The 20,735-nt window shown below is 59.6% G+C and carries 20 protein-coding genes and 1 rRNA gene; 13 read left to right on the top strand and 8 right to left on the bottom strand.

Annotated features, from left to right (window positions below; genetic code table 11):
• Positions 1 to 71: 71 nt before the first annotated feature.
• The 3 genes from aroQ to E0D86_RS10735 form a co-directional block, all read right to left on the bottom strand.
• Positions 72 to 515, bottom strand: a complete 444-nt coding sequence (gene aroQ, locus E0D86_RS10725; protein ID WP_131649977.1) for a type II 3-dehydroquinate dehydratase — start codon at positions 513 to 515, stop codon at positions 72 to 74.
• 198 nt (positions 516 to 713) lie between these two features.
• Entirely contained in the window at positions 714 to 2,489 is a 1,776-nt protein-coding gene (locus tag E0D86_RS10730; protein WP_131649978.1) for a protein-disulfide reductase DsbD, read from the bottom strand.
• A 71-nt stretch (positions 2,490 to 2,560) separates the two neighbouring features.
• Positions 2,561 to 2,884 (bottom strand): Rieske (2Fe-2S) protein, encoded by a 324-nt coding sequence (locus E0D86_RS10735; RefSeq protein ID WP_131649979.1) that lies wholly within the window; start codon positions 2,882 to 2,884, stop codon positions 2,561 to 2,563.
• A gap of 182 nt (positions 2,885 to 3,066) precedes the next feature.
• Here E0D86_RS10735 and E0D86_RS10740 point away from each other — a divergent pair, with 182 nt between their 5' ends.
• The 3 genes from E0D86_RS10740 to E0D86_RS10750 are packed head-to-tail and all read left to right on the top strand — an operon-like array spanning position 3,067 to position 5,700.
• On the top strand, positions 3,067 to 4,050 hold the full coding sequence (locus E0D86_RS10740; protein ID WP_165914232.1) for an iron ABC transporter permease: 984 nt from the start codon (positions 3,067 to 3,069) through the stop codon (positions 4,048 to 4,050).
• Positions 4,050 to 4,817, top strand: a complete 768-nt coding sequence (locus tag E0D86_RS10745) for a heme ABC transporter ATP-binding protein (RefSeq protein ID WP_131649981.1) — start codon at positions 4,050 to 4,052, stop codon at positions 4,815 to 4,817. Before E0D86_RS10740 ends, E0D86_RS10745 begins: the two co-directional genes overlap by 1 nt.
• A 10-nt stretch (positions 4,818 to 4,827) precedes the next feature.
• A complete protein-coding gene (locus E0D86_RS10750; RefSeq protein WP_131649982.1) occupies positions 4,828 to 5,700 on the top strand; it encodes a ChaN family lipoprotein in 873 nt (290 codons plus the stop codon).
• 232 nt (positions 5,701 to 5,932) lie between these two features.
• On the opposite strand, the gene E0D86_RS10755 is transcribed toward E0D86_RS10750, so the two are convergent.
• The 4 genes from E0D86_RS10755 to E0D86_RS10770 form a co-directional block, all read right to left on the bottom strand.
• Entirely contained in the window at positions 5,933 to 6,730 is a 798-nt protein-coding gene (locus E0D86_RS10755; RefSeq protein ID WP_131649983.1) for a cyclic nucleotide-binding domain-containing protein, read from the bottom strand.
• A 105-nt stretch (positions 6,731 to 6,835) separates the two neighbouring features.
• A complete protein-coding gene (locus tag E0D86_RS10760; RefSeq protein ID WP_131649984.1) occupies positions 6,836 to 7,108 on the bottom strand; it encodes a TfoX/Sxy family protein in 273 nt (90 codons plus the stop codon).
• 8 nt (positions 7,109 to 7,116) lie between these two features.
• Positions 7,117 to 7,869, bottom strand: a complete 753-nt coding sequence (locus tag E0D86_RS10765) for a class I SAM-dependent methyltransferase (protein ID WP_131649985.1) — start codon at positions 7,867 to 7,869, stop codon at positions 7,117 to 7,119.
• 149 nt (positions 7,870 to 8,018) lie between these two features.
• On the bottom strand, positions 8,019 to 9,581 hold the full coding sequence (locus E0D86_RS10770; RefSeq protein WP_131649986.1) for a bifunctional aminoglycoside phosphotransferase/ATP-binding protein: 1,563 nt from the start codon (positions 9,579 to 9,581) through the stop codon (positions 8,019 to 8,021).
• 153 nt (positions 9,582 to 9,734) lie between these two features.
• Between E0D86_RS10770 and mrcB the strand changes: the two genes are divergently transcribed.
• Genes mrcB through E0D86_RS10785 form a run of 3 tightly spaced genes read left to right on the top strand, consistent with a single transcriptional unit; the run spans position 9,735 to position 13,131 of the window.
• Positions 9,735 to 12,047, top strand: a complete 2,313-nt coding sequence (gene mrcB, locus E0D86_RS10775; protein ID WP_131649987.1) for a penicillin-binding protein 1B — start codon at positions 9,735 to 9,737, stop codon at positions 12,045 to 12,047.
• Between the two features lie 50 nt (positions 12,048 to 12,097).
• Entirely contained in the window at positions 12,098 to 12,799 is a 702-nt protein-coding gene (locus tag E0D86_RS10780) for a tetratricopeptide repeat protein (RefSeq protein ID WP_131650050.1), read from the top strand.
• Positions 12,799 to 13,131 carry a YqcC family protein gene (locus E0D86_RS10785; protein ID WP_131649988.1) on the top strand — a complete coding sequence of 111 codons (333 nt, stop codon included), beginning with the start codon at positions 12,799 to 12,801 and terminating at the stop codon, positions 13,129 to 13,131. Before E0D86_RS10780 ends, E0D86_RS10785 begins: the two co-directional genes overlap by 1 nt.
• Positions 13,132 to 13,165: 34 nt before the next feature.
• Here the strand turns inward: E0D86_RS10785 and E0D86_RS10790 are convergent, their stop codons facing one another.
• On the bottom strand, positions 13,166 to 13,600 hold the full coding sequence (locus tag E0D86_RS10790) for a DUF4124 domain-containing protein (RefSeq protein ID WP_131649989.1): 435 nt from the start codon (positions 13,598 to 13,600) through the stop codon (positions 13,166 to 13,168).
• 404 nt (positions 13,601 to 14,004) lie between these two features.
• On the opposite strand from E0D86_RS10790, the gene E0D86_RS10795 reads away from it, so the two are divergent.
• The 7 genes from E0D86_RS10795 to E0D86_RS10830 form a co-directional block, all read left to right on the top strand.
• Positions 14,005 to 15,729 (top strand): acetolactate synthase 3 large subunit, encoded by a 1,725-nt coding sequence (locus E0D86_RS10795; RefSeq protein ID WP_131649990.1) that lies wholly within the window; start codon positions 14,005 to 14,007, stop codon positions 15,727 to 15,729.
• Between the two features lie 2 nt (positions 15,730 to 15,731).
• Entirely contained in the window at positions 15,732 to 16,223 is a 492-nt protein-coding gene (gene ilvN, locus E0D86_RS10800; protein WP_131649991.1) for an acetolactate synthase small subunit, read from the top strand.
• A gap of 46 nt (positions 16,224 to 16,269) precedes the next feature.
• A complete protein-coding gene (gene ilvC / locus E0D86_RS10805) occupies positions 16,270 to 17,286 on the top strand; it encodes a ketol-acid reductoisomerase (protein ID WP_131649992.1) in 1,017 nt (338 codons plus the stop codon).
• A 147-nt stretch (positions 17,287 to 17,433) separates the two neighbouring features.
• Positions 17,434 to 18,267, top strand: coding sequence for a CDP-diacylglycerol--serine O-phosphatidyltransferase (gene pssA / locus E0D86_RS10810; RefSeq protein ID WP_131649993.1), 834 nt, complete (start codon positions 17,434 to 17,436; stop codon positions 18,265 to 18,267).
• A gap of 57 nt (positions 18,268 to 18,324) precedes the next feature.
• Positions 18,325 to 19,335, top strand: a complete 1,011-nt coding sequence (gene msrP / locus E0D86_RS10815) for a protein-methionine-sulfoxide reductase catalytic subunit MsrP (protein ID WP_131650051.1) — start codon at positions 18,325 to 18,327, stop codon at positions 19,333 to 19,335.
• The gene (gene msrQ / locus E0D86_RS10820; protein WP_131649994.1) at positions 19,335 to 19,943 is read left to right on the top strand and encodes a protein-methionine-sulfoxide reductase heme-binding subunit MsrQ; all 609 of its coding nucleotides are present in this window, start codon (positions 19,335 to 19,337) and stop codon (positions 19,941 to 19,943) included. Before msrP ends, msrQ begins: the two co-directional genes overlap by 1 nt.
• A gap of 576 nt (positions 19,944 to 20,519) precedes the next feature.
• A 16S ribosomal RNA gene (locus E0D86_RS10830) occupies positions 20,520 to 20,735 on the top strand; the annotation flags it as partial.

Genomic DNA, 20,735 nt, shown 5'->3' on the forward strand with positions numbered 1-20,735 from the left:
GACTCCCAGGTAAGTTCAAAGGGTGTTGCCGCTCGCTTTATCGAGCCCCGGCATGCTTGCGCGCAGGCCCGTCAGGAAGCAGCGAGTTGTTCCAGGGCGGCCTCCAATGCCAGCCGATAGCCGCTGGCGCCAAGGCCGCAGATCACACCTACCGCGACATCCGAAAAGTAGGAGTGATGGCGGAAAGGTTCACGTTTGTGCACGTTTGAGAGGTGCACTTCGATGAATGGGATGCTCACTGCCAGCAACGCGTCACGTAACGCGACACTTGTATGTGTGAAGGCGGCAGGATTAACGAGGATGAAATCGACACCCTCATCGCGAGCGGCGTGAATGCGCTCGATCAATTCGTATTCGGCGTTGGATTGCAGGTGCAGCAGATGGTGGCCGGCATCACGCGCGCGCTGCTCTAGATCTTGATTGATCTGCGCCAGCGTCATCGAGCCGTAGACGCCCGGTTCGCGGGTGCCGAGCAAATTCAGATTCGGGCCGTGAAGGACCAGAAACGTCGCCATGAATATTCCTTGTTGTTGTGTCCGATCGCGCCAGTAAGGTGGGGCTGATCGGGAAGGGGAAAAACTATGCACGAAGCGGGGGCTGACTGTCCAGTCATGCTGCGATCGGCGTAAATGCCCGCATTATGAGTGGAGATTGCCGCAAGGTTGCTGGGCGTAATCCCGTTTCGCTGTGATCGCGGCGAAGCGGGGCAGGCGCTAGCGCAATGCTTCCGCGCGGTTCAACCGTTCAGCGAATTGAGCTACGTCGATTTCGCCGACGACACGGGCATCGGAGATTTCCTGGCCGCTGCGATCGAAGAACAGGACGGCCGGTGGGCCGAACAGTTTGTAGCGATCGAGAAGTGCGCGCTGCTGCGCATTGCTTTCGGTGATGTCGAAGCGGATCAGGCGGTAGTCGGCCAGGCGAGGCGCGATCAGCGGGTCGGCAAATACTTCGCGTTCGATCACCTTGCAGCTGATGCACCAGTCGGCATACCAGTCGAGCATCAACGGCTCTCCCGCAGTGCGAGCGGCTGCGAGTTGTGCGTCGAGTTCCGCTGGTGTCGACAGGGTGTGCCAGTTTTCGGCTTGCGCGGGCCCGCTGCCTGCGGCGAGCGTGGTACGTGGCAGCGGCCGCAACGGATCGGAGCCGCCTTGTAATGCGCCGATCCACGCGGCCAGGGCATAGACCAGCAAAACCAGGCCAAGCAGCTGCGCGAGCTTCTGTTGTGGTGTCTTGGGAGCGAGTTCAAGGGTGCCCAGAAACAACGCCGTACCGGCGGCCAGCAACCCCCACAACGCCAACGCCAACGGACCCGGCAGCACGCGTTCGAGCATCCAGACCGCCACGGCGAGCAGCAGAACGCCGAAGGTGTTGCGTACGCTGATCATCCAGGGGCCGCTCTTGGGCAGCAGCGCACCGCCACTGGTGGCGAACAGTACCAGCGGGGCGCCCATGCCCAGGCCCAGCGCGAACAGTTTCAAGCCGCCGCCCAGGGCATCGCCGCTGGCGCTGATATACAGCAGGGCGCCGGCCAACGGCGCCGAGACGCACGGAGAGACCAGCAAACTGGAGACGCCGCCTAGCAGGGCGGCGCCCGTGAATGAGCCGCCCTTGGCGTTACCGGCCAGACGATCGAGACGACTGCTCAGTGCGTGTGGCAGGCGCAGTTCGTACAGACCGAACATCGCCAGCGCGAAGGCCACGAAGAACAGCGCGAAGGGCACCAGGACCCAGGGTGATTGCAGACGCGCCTGCAAATTCAGTTCGGCGCCGAACACGCCCATCAGTGCGCCCAGCAGGGCAAATCCGCCGGCCATCGGCAATACGTAGGCGAGCGACAGTAGGAAGCTGCGCATGCCGCCGGGTTGTCCGCGCAGCACCACGCCGGAAAGGATCGGCAGCATCGGCAGCACGCAAGGCGTGAAGGTCAGGCCCAGGCCGGCGAGAAAGAACAGCGCCACCGAGCGCCAGGACAGGGCATCGCCGCCGGTATCGTGGGTGGCGCTGGGTGCAGCCGGGGCCGGAGTGCCACCTGCGGCGATCTCGAACGACTCGGTTTCCGGTGGATAGCACAGCCCCTTGTCGGCGCAGCCCTGGTAGCCGACCTGCAGCGTGAAGGGTCTGTTGTCGGGGTTCCGCACCGGCAGTTCGACGTCAAGTATGCCGTAATAGACTTCGACCTCACCGAAATACTCGTCGGTCTTCTGCTCGCCTGGCGGAAGCTGAGCGTCGCCGAGAATCACACCGGCGTCGCTCGCCTTGAACTGAAAACGATGCCGGTAGAGGTAGTAGCCCTCGGCGCCGATGAAGCGCAGTTTGATCCGCTCGGGCGTTGCGTCCACCAGGCTCAGGCGGAAGGCTTCACGCACCGGTAGAAAGTCGGCGCTGTTGTCCAGACCGCCCAGGGTGGCACTGGGGCGACCATCGAACAGGCCCGCAGTGGCAGGAAGGGTGAATAGCAGGATCAGCAGACACAGCAAACGGCGCATGGTCATCTCACTTGGGGCAGTGGACGAATGATACCCAACGTGGCGAATCGTCGCCTGGGCGCAACGTCGCACTACCGCGCGTTTTGCAACCAGATGATGCCGTCGCGCTCGGTGCTCGGCAGTGCTCGAAGGGCTTGACCGGCACAGGGGCCGGCTACGCACTCGCCGCTCTCGATGAGGAACAGCGCGCCATGAGTGGCGCATTGGATCAGGCTGCCGCTAGTGTCGAGAAACTGGTCCGGAACCCATTCCAAGGGTATCCCTCGATGCGGACAGCGGTTCTCGTAGACATGCACGATGTCGTCCTTGCGTATGACGAGCAGGCGCTGCCCCTGTACTTCCAAGCCTTTGCTCTGGCCTTCGGCGATATCGCTCGCGGCGCATAATCGAATCATGTGTCCCCCTGTCAGCCCGGGATTATCACTCAGGCGCTCGGATCGGTGGAGACCAAGGCGGATTAAAGGTGGCGGACCGACTGGCTGGCTTTTATCCTTCGCCCGAACTCCGACTGGCGACACTCTCGATGAGCCCTGTGCTGACCGCACGCCCCCTGTTCCTTTCGTTGGGCCTGTTGTGGCTGATTGCCTTCTGGCTATCGCTGGCATTGGGGCCGGTCAGCCTGTCGCTCGGTGAAACTCTGCAGGCCATGCTGCGTCTGCTGGGTCTCTCGTTTGGCGCCGAGGGTACAGCGCAGGCCGAACTTATCCTGGGGCAGATACGTTTGCCGCGGGCCTTGCTCGGGATGGCTGCAGGCGCTGTATTGGCGCTCGCCGGCGTCGCCATGCAGGGTTTGTTTCGCAATCCACTGGCAGATCCCGGACTGATCGGCGTCTCGAGTGGTGCCGCATTGGGCGCGGCAATGACTATCGTTGGGGGCGAACTGATCGGCGGCATTTCACCGCTACTGGAACCCTATCTGCTGTCGCTTAGTGCATTTGTTGGTGGCCTCGGGGTTACCGCGCTGGTCTATCGCCTGGGGCGTCGCGAGGGACGCACCGATGTCGCCACGATGCTGCTCGCGGGCATCGCGCTGACTGCGCTGGCGGGCGCCATGATCGGGCTGTTCACCTACCTTGCCGATGACAGCACGCTGCGCACGCTGACGTTCTGGAATCTTGGCAGTCTCAACGGTGCAAGTTACGCGCGGCTCTGGCCGTTACTGCTGGTCACGGTGGCGGTGATGTGTTGGCTGCCACGCCGTGCCCGAGCGCTGAATGCGCTGCTGCTGGGCGAATCCGAAGCGCGTCATCTGGGTTTCGACGTCGAGCGGCTCAAGCGCGAGCTGGTCTTTTGTACTGCACTGGGCGTGGGGGCGGCAGTGGCTGCAGCGGGCATGATCGGGTTCGTTGGGTTGGTGGTGCCCCATTTGGTACGTCTGTTGGTCGGACCCGACCACCGATTGCTGCTACCGGCCTCGGCGCTGGCTGGCGGCAGTTTGCTGCTGCTGGCCGATCTGCTGGCGCGGCTCGTACTGGTGCCTGCGGAGTTGCCGATCGGCATCGTCACCGCGCTACTGGGCGCGCCTTTCTTCCTTTATCTGTTGCTACGAGGGCGTCGCTGATGCTCTGCGCCCGGAATGTTTCGGTCAGTCGCGGCGCCATGACCGTGCTTGAGAACATCGATCTCGAATTGGCGTCAGGCAAGGTTCTGGGCGTGTTGGGCCCCAACGGCGCTGGTAAAAGCACCTTGCTTGGGGCACTGAGCGGTGAGCTGGCGATCAGCGCCGGTGAGGTGCAGCTGCATCAACGGTCGCTGCATGACTGGGATGGGCCTGAGCGGGCACGCTGTCTGGCGGTGCTGCCGCAGACGTCGACGCTGAGTTTCGGTTTTCGTGTCGACGAAGTGGTCAGCCTCGGGCGGTTGCCCCACGCCAGTGGCCAAGACCTAGACAGACGGATCGTCGCTGCTGCGCTGCAGGCTGCGGATGCGCAGCACTTGGCAGCCCGCAGTTATCTGGCGCTGTCGGGCGGAGAGCAGCAGCGCGTGCACCTTTCGCGCGTGCTGGCGCAGTTGTGGCCAGGTGGCGCCGGGCAGGTCCTGCTGCTGGACGAGCCCACAGCCATGCTCGATCCATTGCATCAGCACGGCATTCTGCAGGCCGTCCGGCAGTTCGCGGAGCAGGGCGGCGCGGTCATGGTGATTCTGCATGATCTGAATCTTGCGGCACGCTATTGCGATCACCTGTTGCTGCTGGCGGACGGGCGGGCGCGGTTAAGTGGTGCGCCCGAGCAGGTGCTGCGTGCAGAACCGCTGAAGTCGGTATTCGGCCTGGATGTGTTGATACAGCAGCACCCTGAGCGGGGGCACCCGCTTGTCATTGCGCGCTGAGGAGTGATCGATGCGATTTTTGTTGTCTATTGCCATGATCCTGCTGACTGCATGTCAATCGATCCCGCCATTGCCGTCCTGGCAGAGCCCAGAAGGCCTGGCGCATCCTGACCTTGGTCAGATCATAGATCTGCGCAGCGGCGAACGGCTTTCGGCGCAGCAGCTGGTAAGGGAGTTGGCCGATGTCGATCAGGTATTGATTGGTGAGCGCCATGACAACCCCGACCATCACGCCCTACAGCGCTGGTTTCTTCAGGCGCTGGCTCAGCGGCGCGAGCAGGGCAGCCTGCTATTGGAAATGCTCAACCCGGATCAACAGAAGCGTGTCGCGCGAGTGCAGGCGTCTATCGGGCGAGGGCAATGGCCGGCGGATCTGCCCGGAGCGCTGGATTGGCAAAAGGGCTGGGATTGGGACCTTTACGCGCCAGTAGTCGAGTATGCCTTGGCGCAACCTTATCCGATGCTGGCGGCGAATCTCGATCGCGCTGAGATCACCGATATCTACCGCCGCAAACCGCAGTTGACGGGGGTCGCAGCTGCAGAGCCTGTGCAAAAGGAACTGCTGGCGCAGATACGCGTTTCTCATTGCAACATGCTGCCTGAGGCCCAGCTGCCAGCAATGTTGGCCGTGCAACAGCAGCGCGACCGCCGAATGGCCGACCAACTGAACGCGGCCCCGAAGCCTGCGGTGTTGCTGGCGGGAGCATTTCATGTGCGGCGTGACCTTGGCGCGCCCTTGCATCTGGTGAATCGCGACACGAAGGTCCTGATGCTAGCCGAGGTGGGCGAGGCCTTGAGCGCGGAGCAGGCCGATATCGTTTGGTTTACACCGGCCCAGCCGCAGCAGGACCATTGCGCCGAGTTTGGTACGAAGTTGCAGTAGCAAGCATGCGAGCCGGCAGGCATTTATTTCGGGCAAAAAAAAGACCCGGCAAGAGCCGGGTCAAAACCGTGATTAGCCTGATGAGGAGATAACCTGAAAGTCCGACTGCCTGGCCTTCCAGCTTACCAACTGATCTCTCGACCAGTGGTGCTAATAGTAACAATTCTCATTTCGACGTCAACAGCTGATTCGAAATAATTTCCGCCCAGAACGAATCGGCTTCGTTGCGCGCTCAAGCGGAGATTGGCAGGCGCAACTGGGTGACTTCCTTGTTGAGTAGGTCGATCCGCCTGGCCATGCTTTCTATCAGGCTATGCGCGATCTTCGGGTTGTTCTGCATCAAGCTGAGGAATTGATCCTTGGGAATCAGCATGACCGTGCAGGCGGACGTGGCGACAACGCTCGCGCTGCGCTTTTCGTGGGTGAACACAGCCATGGCACCGAAGATTTCATCGCGCTGGACATCGCCGACCTTCTGGCCGTCGACAATCGCTTCGGCGTGTCCCTCGATGATGATGAATACATTGTCTGCATCGTCGCCCTGACGAATCAGCTCTTCGCCAGCAGCAAAATGCTGGAATCCGGTCGTCGGATGAACTTCGGGCTGCTTCAGGCGGGCCAGCGCATCGGATAACAGTACCGTCTGGCCGATGAGATATTGCGTAAAGAGCTCCTGTCGGCGCTGATCGGCATGGATATGTTGAAACACCGCGCTTCGTGAATACGGAATCAGACGGATCGATTCGTCGCTGCGATAACGACAAGCTGGCAAGTCGATGCCTTGGCGAAGGCCGAGAAGATCCCCTTCCTGCATATAGAACAACGGTCGTTCATCAACGAGCGCATGCAGTAGCCCGCTCTCGATGATGAACAGTTGCTGTTCGGGCAATTCATCGGTGAGATCGTCAGAACCCTTGATTTCGATAGGTGGGGCAGTAGGTGCCAGGCCTTCCAGAAGTTGCGCGGGGATCCCCTGCAAGCGGTTGATCAGCTGATCGGCATAAGCCGGTTGTTCCCCGAGTAGATACATGACGACAGTCCTTGAACAGCGGGCTCAGAACGGTTGAGCGATGTGCACACTCACGATAATGCTGCCGAGGGGTAGGAGTAAATCACGCTACGTAGAGGTTGTGAGCTAGCTCTTGTCTCCAGCGTCGCCGCCATTGAGCCGCTGGTTCAACTCATTCTTGAGCGTATCCGGAAGCTCCTTCCAGTTCATGTCACGCAATGCCCCTTCGATGGCATAAAGCAACACGCGTGATGCGTTGAATCCTCGTGACTTGACCGCCTGGTAAGCGTTGACCGCGCCGAGCCGATGCAAGTCCTCGGCTGTATGGATACCCGAGGCGTGCAGCCATTGCGCGGATGTCTTACCGAGGTTTTTCAGGGTCAGCAGCTCGTCGTGCACGGTTGCTCCTATCGGCCCGGATAGCCGGCAAGGAAGTGAAGCGGCCAGCGAACTCTGCGCTGTCGCTCCGGATCGCCCCAGCGCTGCGCGAGTTCGGGTGCGAGCTGAGTTATCGGATCGTTCCCATGAGCTTTTTGCCACTGTTTCACGGCTGACCATGTCCGCATATAGCCGAGCAGTTGGCGCAGATTCCAATGGGCCTCGATTGCGAAGTCCGGAGGCTCGAGGGTTTCGAATGGCGCATGGATATCGCGATAGCCTGCGTCGACACTGGCGCGCCCTTGTGGCCAGTAGCCGTTCAGCGTTTCGCAATGCAGACGAGCAATGACCGCATCCAGCCTCGGTTCGATACGAAGCAGGGAATAGCACCAGGCGCAGAAGAAGCCGTCGGGCGCGAGTACTCGCTTTGCCTCGGCGAAGAACGCCGGGGTAGCAAACCAGTGCAACGCCTGCGCGACGACCAGTAGATCGGCCATACCATCGCGCAACGGCAGCCGCTCGGCCTGGGCAGCGAAGCGCGTTGCGGACCGCCAGCCCGAACTGCCGGTCAGTTGGTGAGGGCTGGCATCGCAGGCAAGAACCTGCTCGAAATGTTCCAGCAGAGGAAGCGTCGCCTGGCCGCTGCCAGCCGCGACATCCAAGGCATAGCGACGTCGTGGGCTCCGCTCGGCGAGCCAGCGGAACAGGTCGTCCGGATAGGTAGGGCGGAACTGTGCATACTCGTCGGAGCGAATCGAAAAAAGCCGGACGCTGTCACCCATGGCGATGGTCCGGCAGCAAAGGCAGAGCGCAGTGTGGCATGGTCGACTTCCGCAGACAGGCATCGCCAAGTATAGAAGCACCGCCGGGTTCTGCCCGTAGCGGTGCGTGAATGCCGTCGGTTGCGCCTGCGGGATGTCGTATCCGTGCGTTAGAGCCCTGGCAGCCGTTGGCGAACCGCACTGACAAGGTTGTCGAGGCTGCCTGCCTCGGGTGTGTTGATCTGGCGGCTGAGCAACTGTTCGCGTTCGGTCAGCGGCTCGCGGGCGGCCTGTTGCGCCTTGACCACGGCCATGGTCGCGTCGGATGGGTCACCGCCTTCGGCCTGCCGCTGGGTAAGCCATTGTTCGATCACCGCCTCGGGCGCTTCGCACGTGAGGATCAGGAACGGGACGCCAGTCGACTCAGCCACTTGCCACGCCGACTGACGCTGCTGCTGCTTGAGATAGGTCGCATCGATCACCACCGAAAAGCCGGCATTCAGTGCGGTCTCAGCCACTGAGTGCAGCCGCTGGTAGGTCGATTCGCCCGCTTCGGCGCTATAAATACCTGCGTCCAGCTCAGCGGCAAGGGCTTGCGGCTGCTCACCATGCAACCGCTTGCGCTCGACGTCCGAACGCAACCTGATGGCGCCCAGCGCCTCGACCAGACGTAGCGCAACCTGGCTTTTGCCCACTGCCGAGACGCCATGGGTGATGGCGAGAAAGCGAGAAGGAATGGCGCTGTAGCTTTCGGCCAGATTGGCGTAGCTGCGGTACTGGCGCAGGATCACGCGGCGCTGTACCGCGTCCTGCTCCTGATACAGCCGGAACAGGCTGACCTTGGCACGAACCATCGCCCGATAGGCTTTGTACAGGCTGAGCAATTCGAGCGAGGCGTAATCTCCGGTGCGCTCCAGCCAGCCGTTGATGAAACGACGTGCTTGGCACTTCAGGCCACGGTCTTCCAGGTCCATCGCCAGGAACGCCGCGTCAGAGGCGATATCGATCAGGCGGAAGGGCTCGTTGAATTCAATGCAATCGAACAGCACGACCTTGTCGTCGATGATCGTTGCGTTGCCCAGGTGCAGGTCACCATGGCATTCACGGATGAAACCGTGCTGGGTGCGCTGCTCCAGCAGCGGTTGCAGGCGGGCAATGCTCGTTTCGGTCCAGGCGAGTAGCGCGTCGAGTTGTTGCAGGTCGGACTGCTCGCTCAGCAAGGGGCGGATCTGCTCGAAGTTTTGCCGCATCGGCGCAACGATCGCGTCGGCACTGTTCAGCGAGTGGCCGGCCGGCACCTGAGGAGTGCTCAGATGAAATTGGGCAATCTGCTCGGCGAGGGCATCGATATGTGCGTCGGTCAGCTCGCCGCGTGCCTGCACTTCGGCCATTAGTTGAGCCTGCGGAAACTCGCGCATTTGCAGAAGGTAATCGATCGGCTCGCCGTTGCCGTCGATCACCGGGGCGTCAACGCTGCCGGTAATAGGCAGGACGCGCAGATAAATGTCTGGCGCCATTCGTTGATTCAAACGCAGCTCTTCGTTGCAGTAATGCTTGCGAGCCGTCAGGTCGGTAAAGTTGAGAAAGCCAAAATCCACCGGCTTCTTCATTTTGTAGGCATAGGTGCCAGTGAGGATGACCCATGAGATATGGGTTTCGATGATCCGGAAGCCGTCGACCGAATGTGGGTAGAGGGCCGGATCTTGCAGTGCGGCGATCAATGCTTGGCTCACGGTCATTCCTTGCAGTTTGTCGATGGGGTGTGCGGGTCCAATGGGACGCAGGTCACACACTCGAAAGCGCTCCATTATGTCTTCCCCGACCAGACCTGCAAACCGCCAGGAGGCCGTCTTCCGGGCAAATCAAAGTGCGTATAATGCGCCGCCATGACTAAAGCACGCTCCTCTCGATCCCGTACCAAGCGCCGTTCCAATGGGTCTCGCCCCTGGCTGGGCTGGGTAATCAAGCTATCTATCGTGGCCCTGGTGATACTCGCCGGCGTCGCCGTTTACCTCGATGCCGTGGTGCAGGAGAAATTCTCCGGCAAACGCTGGACCATTCCGGCGACGGTCTATGCACGGCCGCTGGAATTGTTCGTTGGGCAAAAGCTCGCCAAGGATGACTTCCTGACGGAGCTCGATGCGCTGGGGTATCGCCGCGAAAAGGCTGTCAGCGGTCCCGGCAGTATGTCGGTTGCCGCAAGCACCGTGGAAATGCACACCCGCGGGTTCCGGTTTTATGAAGGGATCGAAGAGTCGCAGCGCATCCGTGTGCGTTTTTCTGGCGATTTCGTCGCCGGTCTCACTCGCGCCAATGGTGACGAGCTGCCGGTGGCCCGCCTCGAGCCCGTAACGATCGGTGGGCTTTATCCGGCTCACAACGAAGACCGCATCCTGATCCAGCTCGACCAGGCGCCGCCCTATCTGGTCGAAACATTGGTCGCGGTCGAGGATCGGGAGTTTTTCGATCACTTTGGTGTTTCACCCAAATCCATCGTGCGCGCCGTCTGGGTTAACCTGACTGCCGGCGAAGTGCGCCAGGGTGGCAGCACGCTCACCCAGCAGCTGGTCAAGAACTTTTATCTGACTAACGAGCGCAGCCTCAGCCGCAAAGCCACCGAAGCGATGATGGCCGTGTTGCTGGAGTTGCATTACGACAAGAACGAAATCCTCGAGGCCTACCTCAACGAGGTGTTTCTCGGACAGGACGGTCGCCGAGCCATTCACGGGTTTGGTCTGGCCAGTCAATACTTCTTCGGCCGTCCACTGGCCGAATTGAAGGTTCAGCACATCGCGCTGTTGGTCGGCATGGTGAAGGGCCCGACTTACTACAATCCGCGGCGCCATCCGGAACGGGCGCTGGAGCGCCGCAACCTTATCCTCGACCTTCTGGCCGAGCAGCAGGTACTCACTTCCGAAGAAGCCGAAGCAGCTCGGAAAGCTCCGCTCGGGGTGACGCAGCGGGGCAGCCTGGCGGACAGTTCCTATCCGGCATTCCTCGATCTGGTCAAGCGCCAGCTGCGCGAGGATTACCGTGACGAGGACCTGACGGAAGAGGGGCTGCGGGTCTTCACCAGCTTCGATCCGATTCTGCAGATGAAGGCCGAGAGGGCGATGAGCGAAACGCTGAAACGCCTCGGCAAGGCCGCCGAAGGCGTCGAAGGGGCGATGCTCGTGACCAACCCGGAAACCGGGGAGTTGCAGGCGATGCTCGGCGGTCGTCAGCCTGGGTTCGCCGGTTTCAATCGTGCGTTGGATGCGTCGCGACCCATCGGGTCGCTGATCAAACCGGCCATCTACCTTGCGGCGCTGGAGAAGCCGAGTCAGTACACGCTGACCAGCCTGCTGGAAGATGAACCTTTTTCGGTTAAGGGCGCTGATGGCCAGGTATGGAAGCCGCAAAATTACGGGCGCACCGCGCACGGTACCGTTTATCTCTATCAGGCGCTGGCCAATTCCTACAATCTATCGACGGCGCGCCTTGGTCTCGATCTAGGGGTGCCTCATGTCTTGAAGACCCTGGAGCGACTGGGCGCTTCACCGGATTGGCCAGCCTATCCCTCGATGCTGTTGGGCGCTGGCGGGCTGCGGCCTATTGAGGTTGCAGACATGTACCAGACGCTGGCCAACGGAGGTTTCAATACGCCGCTACGAGGTATTCGCAGTGTCTTGGCCGCCGACGGAGAGCCGCTGAGTCGTTATCCATTCAAGATCGAACAGCGTTTCGATGCCGGCGCTATCTATCTGACCCAGTACGCCATGCAGCGCGCCATGCGCGAGGGGACGGGCCGCTCAGCATACAATCACGTCCCGAGATCGTTAACGCTGGCGGGCAAGACCGGTACCACCAACGATTCACGCGATAGCTGGTTCGCCGGGTTCAGTCAGGACCTGCTTGCGGTGGTCTGGCTGGGGCGTGATGACAATGGCAAAACGTCGCTGACCGGCGCCACTGGAGCGTTGCAGGTATGGGCAGATTTCATGCGCCGTGCCGATCCGCTGCCGCTGCAGGCCGCGTTGCCTGAGAATGTCGAGATGGCCTGGGTAGATGCGCGAACCGGTGAGGGAACGCTGGAAAACTGTCCTGACGCCGTACAGATTCCCTACATTCGCGGTAGCGAGCCTGCGCCGGGCCCTGGTTGTGGAATCCAGGCGCCGACCGAATCGGTCATGGATTGGGTTCGTGGCTGGTTACCCTGATCGGCCAGCTGAGTGAATTTCAAGAGGTTCGAATGTTGAGCAAGCAATGGATGATAGTTGTGATGGCCGCTGTGTTGGTGCAAGGCTGCGCAACGGTTAAGCGAGGGGCGATACCTGTCGTCGACTCGGGCGCGCCGGTTTCCGAGGAGGTGTCGGCGCGGCAGGCTTCGCGTCCGGCTGTTCCGTCTGCAATGACAAGTCCTGCTGCTGCGCAAGAGTCTGGCGTCACGGTTATGGTGCCGCAGCAGAATTCGGAACCGCTGCAGACGTTCGCGGCTCCGGATAGCGCATTCTCTGGATCTGTAGCGCCGGCACCGGATGCACCAGAGCAATGGAGGGCGCCGGAACCGGCTCCGATTCCGACGCCGAGCCAATCCGTGCCCACCGGTATTCCGTCCAATAGTGGGACGCTGTCGGCCGATGAGCGACTCGATGGGCCCGTGCTGGCATTGCTGACCACGGCTCAGCAACAACAGGGGGGCGGTGATTTGAACGGTGCGGCCTCCAGCCTAGAACGCGCTCAGCGCATCGCGCCCCGTGAACCTCAGGTGCTTTACCGCCTGGCCCAGGTGCGCCTGGCTCAGGGTGATGCGGTGCAGGCCGAGCAGCTTTCCCGGCGGGGCTTGAGCTATGCCAGTGGCCGTCCGGCGCTGCAGGCGAGCCTGTGGGAGTTGATCGCCCAAGCGCGCGAGCGTCAGGGTAATGCCGCAGGCGCCGCGCAGGCTCGTGAGCGAGCCAAGGTAACGATGTAATGGATAGTCGTGTTCCCTATTTGGCTGAACAACTGCTGCTCATCGAGCGGGAGCTGCGTGTGTGCGGGCTATGGGCTTCGTCACCACCAGACGCTCAGGCATTTGCGAGCCAGGAGCCTTTCTGCGTCGACACGCTATCGTTCGAGCAATGGCTGCAATGGATTTTTCTTCCGCGAATGAAGGACATTCTGGAGCGCGATGATTCGCTACCGACGGTTTCGGGCATCCTGGCGATGGCGGAGATGGTCTATCAACGCCAGCCGCATAAGATGGCCGGCCTGCTGAGGGCGCTCGAAACCTTCGATGAGTTGATCAGTCGCGGCGAAGCGTGACGCGCGCCAGCCGGAAGGCTGGCGCTGGCTGTGTTCATTGGTTGCAAGTGTCAGCGATTTTCTGGCTGGTTTCGGTAATGCGTTCCTGACGCTCTTCTTCCTTTAGCCGACGTATTTTCCCATCTTCTTCTACGCGCACTCGAGGATTGTTCTGGAGCTGCGCCAGGTTGGTTCGTAACGACGTGCAGTAGCGTTGACGCTCCGCTTCTTGTTCGGCCACCTGTTTCTTTACTTGGCGATCGATCTCGCGCTGTTCCGATTCTGCCGACGGTTCCGACGTAGCAGGTGCCGCTGGAGCTGGCCTGGGTGGCGGAGTAGCGGTGTTGAGCGCTTCGGCGGGTTGGCCCTGCGGAGGTTGCGCACCAAAGTGAGTGACGCCTTGTGCATCCACCCACTTGTAAACCTGGCTGGCCATGACGCTGCTGCTCAAGGCAAGCAGCAGACCGCCAGCGAAAATCGTCAAACGCATGCTAATCCCTTCTGTGGAATGCAGAACCAGGTCGGTACTATACGCAAAAGCCGAGCGCCTTCATTCTGCGCTGGATCACAGCTGAAACAGCCGGAAGGCCAACTGTAGACTTGACTTGGACAGGTCTAATCCGAACAATTCCACGCTTACTGTTCTGATTGGTCGGTGAAACGGGCCTTTCAGCAATCATGAAGGTGCACACCCGCGCCGACTTGTAACATCCGCAACGCGTTACCTCGCGCTGGGAAGGAAGGCTCCGCAACACTTTGGGGCGTTCCTGAATACTCGCTAGTCAGCAGCTGACGTAGTCGGCGACCACCGTCGCTCATGCGCTGTCTGGCAGTAAACCAATTTCTGGCCGGTCCAACGCGGGGCGGCTATCTGGCGTTTTAGAGGTGAACAACGTGGAACTTTTATCAGGCGCTGAAATGGTCGTCCGCTTCTTGCGCGACGAAGGCGTTAAGTACATCTATGGCTATCCTGGCGGCGCCTTGCTGCACATCTACGATGCGCTGTTCAAGGAAGAGGAAGTCACGCACATTCTAGTTCGCCACGAACAGGCCGCCACGCACATGGCCGATGGCTACGCCCGCGCGACCGGCAAAGCTGGCGTGGTGCTGGTGACCTCTGGCCCCGGCGCGACCAACGCCATCACCGGTATTGCCACCGCCTATATGGACTCGATCCCGATGGTGGTGATCTCCGGCCAGGTGCCGAGCACCATGGTCGGCACCGACGCCTTCCAGGAAACCGACATGATCGGTATCTCCCGGCCCATCGTGAAGCACAGCTTCATGATCAAGCATCCTTCGGAAATCCCCGAAGTAATGAAAAAAGCGTTTTATCTCGCAGAGTCTGGCCGCCCTGGACCGGTCGTCATCGACATCCCGAAGGATATGACCAACCCGGCCGAAAAATTCGAATACGTTTACCCGAAGAAAGCCAAGCTGCGTTCTTACAGCCCGGCGCTGCGTGGTCATTCGGGGCAGATCCGCAAGGCCGCGGAGTTGCTCCTGTCAGCCAAGCGGCCAATCATCTACGCAGGTGGTGGCGTGGTCATGGGCGGCGCCTCAGCGCAGCTGACCGAGCTGGCGAAGATGCTCAACCTACCAGTAACCAACACCTTGATGGGGCTTGGTTGCTATCCGGGTAGCGACCGCCAGTTCGTCGGCATGCTCGGCATGCACGGCAGTTATACCGCCAACTTGGCAATGCATCACTCCGACGCGATTCTTGCGGTCGGCGCGCGTTTCGATGATCGCGTGATCAACGGTGCGACCAAATTCTGCCCGAACGCCAAGATCATTCACATCGACATCGATCCGGCCTCCATCTCGAAGACCATCAAGGCAGACATTCCGATCGTCGGACCGGTCGACAGTGTGCTCACCGAGATGGTCGCTATCGTCAAGGAGATCGGCCAGGCGCCGAATACCGAGACCATCGCGAGTTGGTGGAAGCAGATAGAGGAGTGGCGCGGGAGTCGCGGCCTATTCCCATATGACAAGGGCGACGGCACTATCATCAAGCCGCAGGCCGTTATCGAAATGCTATGCGAAGTGACCAAGGGCGAGGCCTATGTAGCCTCTGACGTTGGCCAGCATCAGATGTTCGCGTCCCAGTACTACCGGTTCGACAAGCCCAATCGTTGGCTCAACTCCGGCGGCCTCGGCACCATGGGCTTCGGTTTCCCAGCGGCGATGGGCGCCAAGTTGAATTTCCCAGAAGCTGACGTCGCCTGTGTCACTGGCGAAGGCAGCATCCAGATGAATATTCAGGAATTGTCGACCTGCCTGCAGTACGACCTTCCAGTGAAAATCATCAACCTCAACAATGGCGCGCTGGGCATGGTCCGCCAGTGGCAGGACATGATGTACAGCAGCCGTTATTCGCATTCCTACATGGAGTCGCTGCCTGACTTCGTCAAGCTGGCCGAGGCTTATGGGCATGTGGGCATGCGCATCACCGACTTGAAGGATCTCAAGCCGAAGATGGAGGAGGCTTTCGCCATGAAAGATCGGCTGGTGTTCCTCGATATCGCCGTTGATACCAGCGAGCACGTCTATCCGATGCAAATCAAAGACGGCGCGATGCGCGATATGTGGCTCAGCAAGACGGAGCGGACTTGATCGTGAGACACATTATTTCCCTTTTGATGGAAAACGAACCAGGCGCCTTGTCTCGTGTGGTCGGGCTGTTCTCGCAGCGCAACTACAACATCGAGAGTCTGACCGTCGCGCCAACCGAAGACCCTACGCTGTCGCGGTTGACCCTGACCACCGTAGGTCATGAGGAAGTGATCGAGCAGATCACCAAGAACCTCAACAAGTTGATCGAGGTCGTCAAGCTGGTCGACCTGTCCGAGAGCGCGCACATCGAGCGCGAGCTTATGCTGATCAAGGTCAAGGCGACCGGTGCACAGCGCGCCGAGGTCAAACGTACCACTGACATCTTCCGTGGGCAGATCGTCGACGTCACCTCCAATGTCTATACCATCCAACTCGCCGGCACGACCGACAAGCTGGACAGCTTCATCCAGGCCATCGGCACCACGTCGATTCTGGAAGTCGTGCGCAGCGGCGTCACCGGGATCTCCCGCGGCGACAAAGTGCTGAGCATCTAACACGATTTATCGAATGGCCTGAATGGCCAGCAACAGGGGTAATTCCATGAAAGTTTTCTACGACAAAGATTGTGACCTCTCCATCATTCAAGGCAAGAAGGTCGCGATCATCGGCTACGGCTCCCAGGGCCATGCGCATGCCTGCAACCTGAAGGATTCCGGTGTCGACGTGACTGTCGGCCTGCGCGCCGGCTCGCCGTCGGTTGCCAAGGCTGAAGCCCATGGTCTGAAAGTTGACAATGTGGCCGCTGCGGTTGCTGCCGCTGACGTCGTGATGATCCTCACCCCGGACGAATTCCAGGGTCGTCTGTATAAGGACGAAATCGAGCCGAACCTGAAGAAGGGCGCAACCCTTGCGTTCGCTCATGGTTTCTCGATTCACTACAACCAGGTCGTACCTCGCGCTGACTTGGACGTGATCATGATCGCGCCGAAGGCTCCCGGTCACACCGTGCGTTCCGAATTCGTCAAGGGCGGCGGTATTCCGGACCTCATCGCCATTTATCAGGATGCTTCCGGTAATGCCAAGAACGTTGCGCTGTCCTACGCTTCCGGCGTTGGTGGTGGACGTACCGGCATCATCGAAACCACTTTCAAGGACGAAACTGAAACCGATCTGTTCGGTGAGCAGGCGGTTCTTTGCGGTGGTTGCGTCGAATTGGTCAAGGCTGGCTTCGAGACTCTCGTCGAAGCTGGCTATGCCCCGGAAATGGCCTATTTCGAATGCCTGCATGAGCTGAAGCTGATTGTCGATTTGATGTTCGAAGGCGGTATCGCCAACATGAACTACTCGATTTCCAACAACGCCGAATACGGCGAGTATGTGACTGGTCCGGAAGTCATCAACGCCGAATCCCGTGCCGCCATGCGCAATGCGCTCAAGCGTATTCAGGATGGCGAGTACGCCAAGATGTTTATCACCGAAGGTGCTGCCAACTATCCTTCGATGACTGCCTACCGTCGCAACAACGCTGCCCATGGCATCGAAGTGGTCGGCGAGAAGCTGCGTTCGATGATGCCGTGGATCGCTGCCAACAAGATCGTCGACAAGAGTAAGAACTGATAACGGTTCTGCTTGAAAAGAACGCGGCCTAGGCCGCGTTCTTTCGTTATGCCGGCTGGTATCTGTTATAAAACGATGCTGCTGGCGGGCTGAACCCGTCATGTCAGGGTCTGTCGAAATTATTCAAACCTGCTGTAGGTAATCTGCATGAGTGAGCATCCCGAAGAGCCGAACAAGTCAGTCGAGCCGGAAAGCTTGCTGCCTATCGACGAGCACATCGAAGAAATTCAGGATTCCGAAGGCCGCAAGGTCCGTCATCGTGGCATCTATCTGCTCCCCAACCTGTTCACCACGGCGAATTTATTCGCGGGCTTCTTCTGCATTATTGCCGCGATCAACGGCAATTTTTACGTTGCTGCGGCTACGGTATTCGTGGCGATGGTGCTGGACAGTCTCGATGGCCGCGTGGCGCGTTTGACCAACACTCAAAGTGCATTTGGTGCGGAGTACGATTCGCTATCCGACATGGTTGCCTTTGGTCTGGCGCCCGCTGTGTTGGCCTATGAGTGGGCACTTTCGGGTTTGGGCAACGTTGGGCTTACTGTTGCTTTCATTTACGTTGCGTGCGCCGCGCTGCGTCTCGCACGTTTCAATACGCAGATCGGCAAAGTTGACAAACGCTGGTTTATCGGTCTTGCCAGTCCGGCAGCTGCTGGTGTCGTCGCCGGCTCGGTGTGGGCGGTCTGGGCGTTGGATGAGCCCGGTATTCGCGGTGTGGATTTGCCGATAGCCGTGGTGATGCTGTTCGCTCTGCTGGTCGCAGCGGCCGGTCTGCTGATGGTCAGCAACATCAAGTACTACAGCTTCAAGGACCTCGATCTCAAAGGTCGGGTGCCGTTCGTGGCGATTCTGGTGGTGGTCTTGGTGTTTGCGGTGGTATTCAGCGACCCCCCACGGATCCTGCTTTTGATCTTCCTTGCGTATGCCGTTTCGGGGCCTGTGCAGTTCCTGATGCGTCGTCGAAAGCGCGTCGAAAGTTGATTTCTTCAGTGATCCGCTGTCTATTGAATGGCCCAGGCTCAGGCAGCGGAGCATGTCATGCTTATCAAGATATTTCGTCGTAGCGACTGCCGCGAAACCGATATAACGCCCGAGACGCTTTATCTTAAACGTCGGCACCTACTCAAAGGTGCCGCGTTTTCCTTTGCCTATGCCGGTTTGCCGATGACGGTGCATGCGGACCAAGGGCGCTACGACGGCGTAGACGCTGCCGATGCGCCTGCATGGTTCGACGCAAAACTCGGTCAGGTTCATTGGGGGGCCTCCGTTGCGGAGGGTGAGGCCATCACGCCCTATCGCGATGCGACCCACTACAACAACTTCTATGAGTTCGGCCCGGATAAGGGGGATCCCGCCGCGCACGCGCCCAAGCTTGTAACCGAGCCCTGGACCGTCTTGGTCGATGGCGAAGTGGCGAATCCGGGGCGCTACTCGGTCGAGGGGCTGTGTGGTTCGGCCCAGCTTGAAGAGCGCATCTATCGTTTGCGCTGTGTCGAGGCGTGGTCGATGGTCATCCCATGGTTGGGCTTTCCCCTAGGTGACATGATCCGCCGCATGAAACCGACCTCCAACGCAAAATACGTGCGCTTCGAGACGTTGGCTCGGCCCGAACAGATGCCCGGGATGCGTACGGGCTTTTCACTGATCGACTGGCCCTATATCGAGGCTATGAGGATGGACGAGGCGATGCATCCGCTAAGTTTGATGGCGGTCGGTATGTACGGTCGGATCCTGCCCAATCAGAATGGGGCACCCCTTCGTTTGGTTGTGCCTTGGAAATATGGCTTCAAGAGCATCAAATCCATTGTGCGCATCAGCTTCGTTCGTGAACAGCCAGCAACGACCTGGCAGACCATGGCGCCTCAGGAGTATGGCTTCTACGCCAACGTCAATCCGGATGTTTCCCACCCCAGATGGTCCCAGGCACGGGAACGTCGGTTGCCCGGTAGTCTGTTCAGTCCCAATGTTCGAGCGACACTTCCTTTCAATGGTTACGGCGATGAGGTTTCGAGCCTTTATGCTGGGATGGATCTGAGTAAGGATTACTAATGCGGTACCCATGGTGGCGACTGCTTCTGTTTCTATCAGCGGCTAGTGCGCCCTGCTACTGGCTTTATCTGGGGGCTATTGCTGCATTGGGGCCTGATCCCGGCAAGGTGCTGGTGGACAATCTGGGGCAGGGCGCTTTGGTCTTGCTGCTGTGCTCGCTCGCAATGACGCCATTGCAACGGCTCACATCCTGGTCAGGGTGGATCGCATTTCGCCGCCAGCTTGGGCTGTGGTCTTTCAGTTACGCGGTGCTGCATCTCACGGCTTATCTCTATTTCCTGCTAGGGCTCGACTTCACAAGCTTCACGCTCGAACTGGTTGATCGACCCTATATGGCGGTGGGCGCGATTGCGTTGCTGGGCTTGCTTGTACTGGCTGTTACATCCAACCGTTGGAGCATGCGCAAGCTGGGCAAGCGCTGGAAGAAACTGCATCGGATTGTTTATCCGGTGCTCCTGGTTGTGCTGCTGCACATGTTATGGGTCGTGCGCGCCGACGCCGGCCGCTGGGCGATCTACGCCGCGATTGCCGCTGCGCTGCTGCTGGTGCGCTTACCACTCATCGAAAGGAAGCTCAGTTGCCTTCAAGGTAAAGCGAGCGCGAAATAAAGCTGAAGCAATCGTTGACACGACGTTCTGAGTGCCTATAATGCGCACCTTCTCCGGCGCAGGGCCTAGGCGAAACCTCTTGCAAATCAAGAAGTTAGCGAAATTCAGGGCTTGCACGGATGGCGAATTCGAGTAGAATGCGCCGGGCTGGCAGGGTGGTGGTTGAGTCCTGTTGGCGGCTTCGGTCAGGTTGATCGAAAGCGGTTTCACGAGGCGGTTGACAGCGGGTTTGAACGCTGTAGAATTCGCCTCCCGCTGACGAGAGGCTCTAGCTGATCGAAAGCGCAAGCGGTTGAGAAGAAAGAAAAACTTCTTCAAAAACAGCTTGACGAGACACAAGGCTGCTGTAGAATGCGCGGCCTCGGTTGAGACGAAAGGCTTGATCGAAACGCTCTTTAACAACTGAATCAAGCAATTCGTGTGGGTGCTTGTGAGGTAAGACTGGTAGTCAGCAAGATTATCAGCATCACAAATACTCAGCGAGAAATCATTGAGTGCTCTTCTTTGGGGTGACCTTGAGAAGAGATTGCGATTGCTGAGCCAAGTTTAGGGTTTTCTCAAAACCCAAGCAGTATTGAACTGAAGAGTTTGATCATGGCTCAGATTGAACGCTGGCGGCAGGCCTAACACATGCAAGTCGAGCGGATGAAGGGAGCTTGCTCCCTGATTCAGCGGCGGACGGGTGAGTAATGCCTAGGAATCTGCCTGGTAGTGGGGGACAACGTTTCGAAAGGAACGCTAATACCGCATACGTCCTACGGGAGAAAGCAGGGGACCTTCGGGCCTTGCGCT

This window comes from Pseudomonas sp. IC_126 (genome assembly GCF_004331835.1).
GTDB lineage: Bacteria > Pseudomonadota > Gammaproteobacteria > Pseudomonadales > Pseudomonadaceae > Stutzerimonas.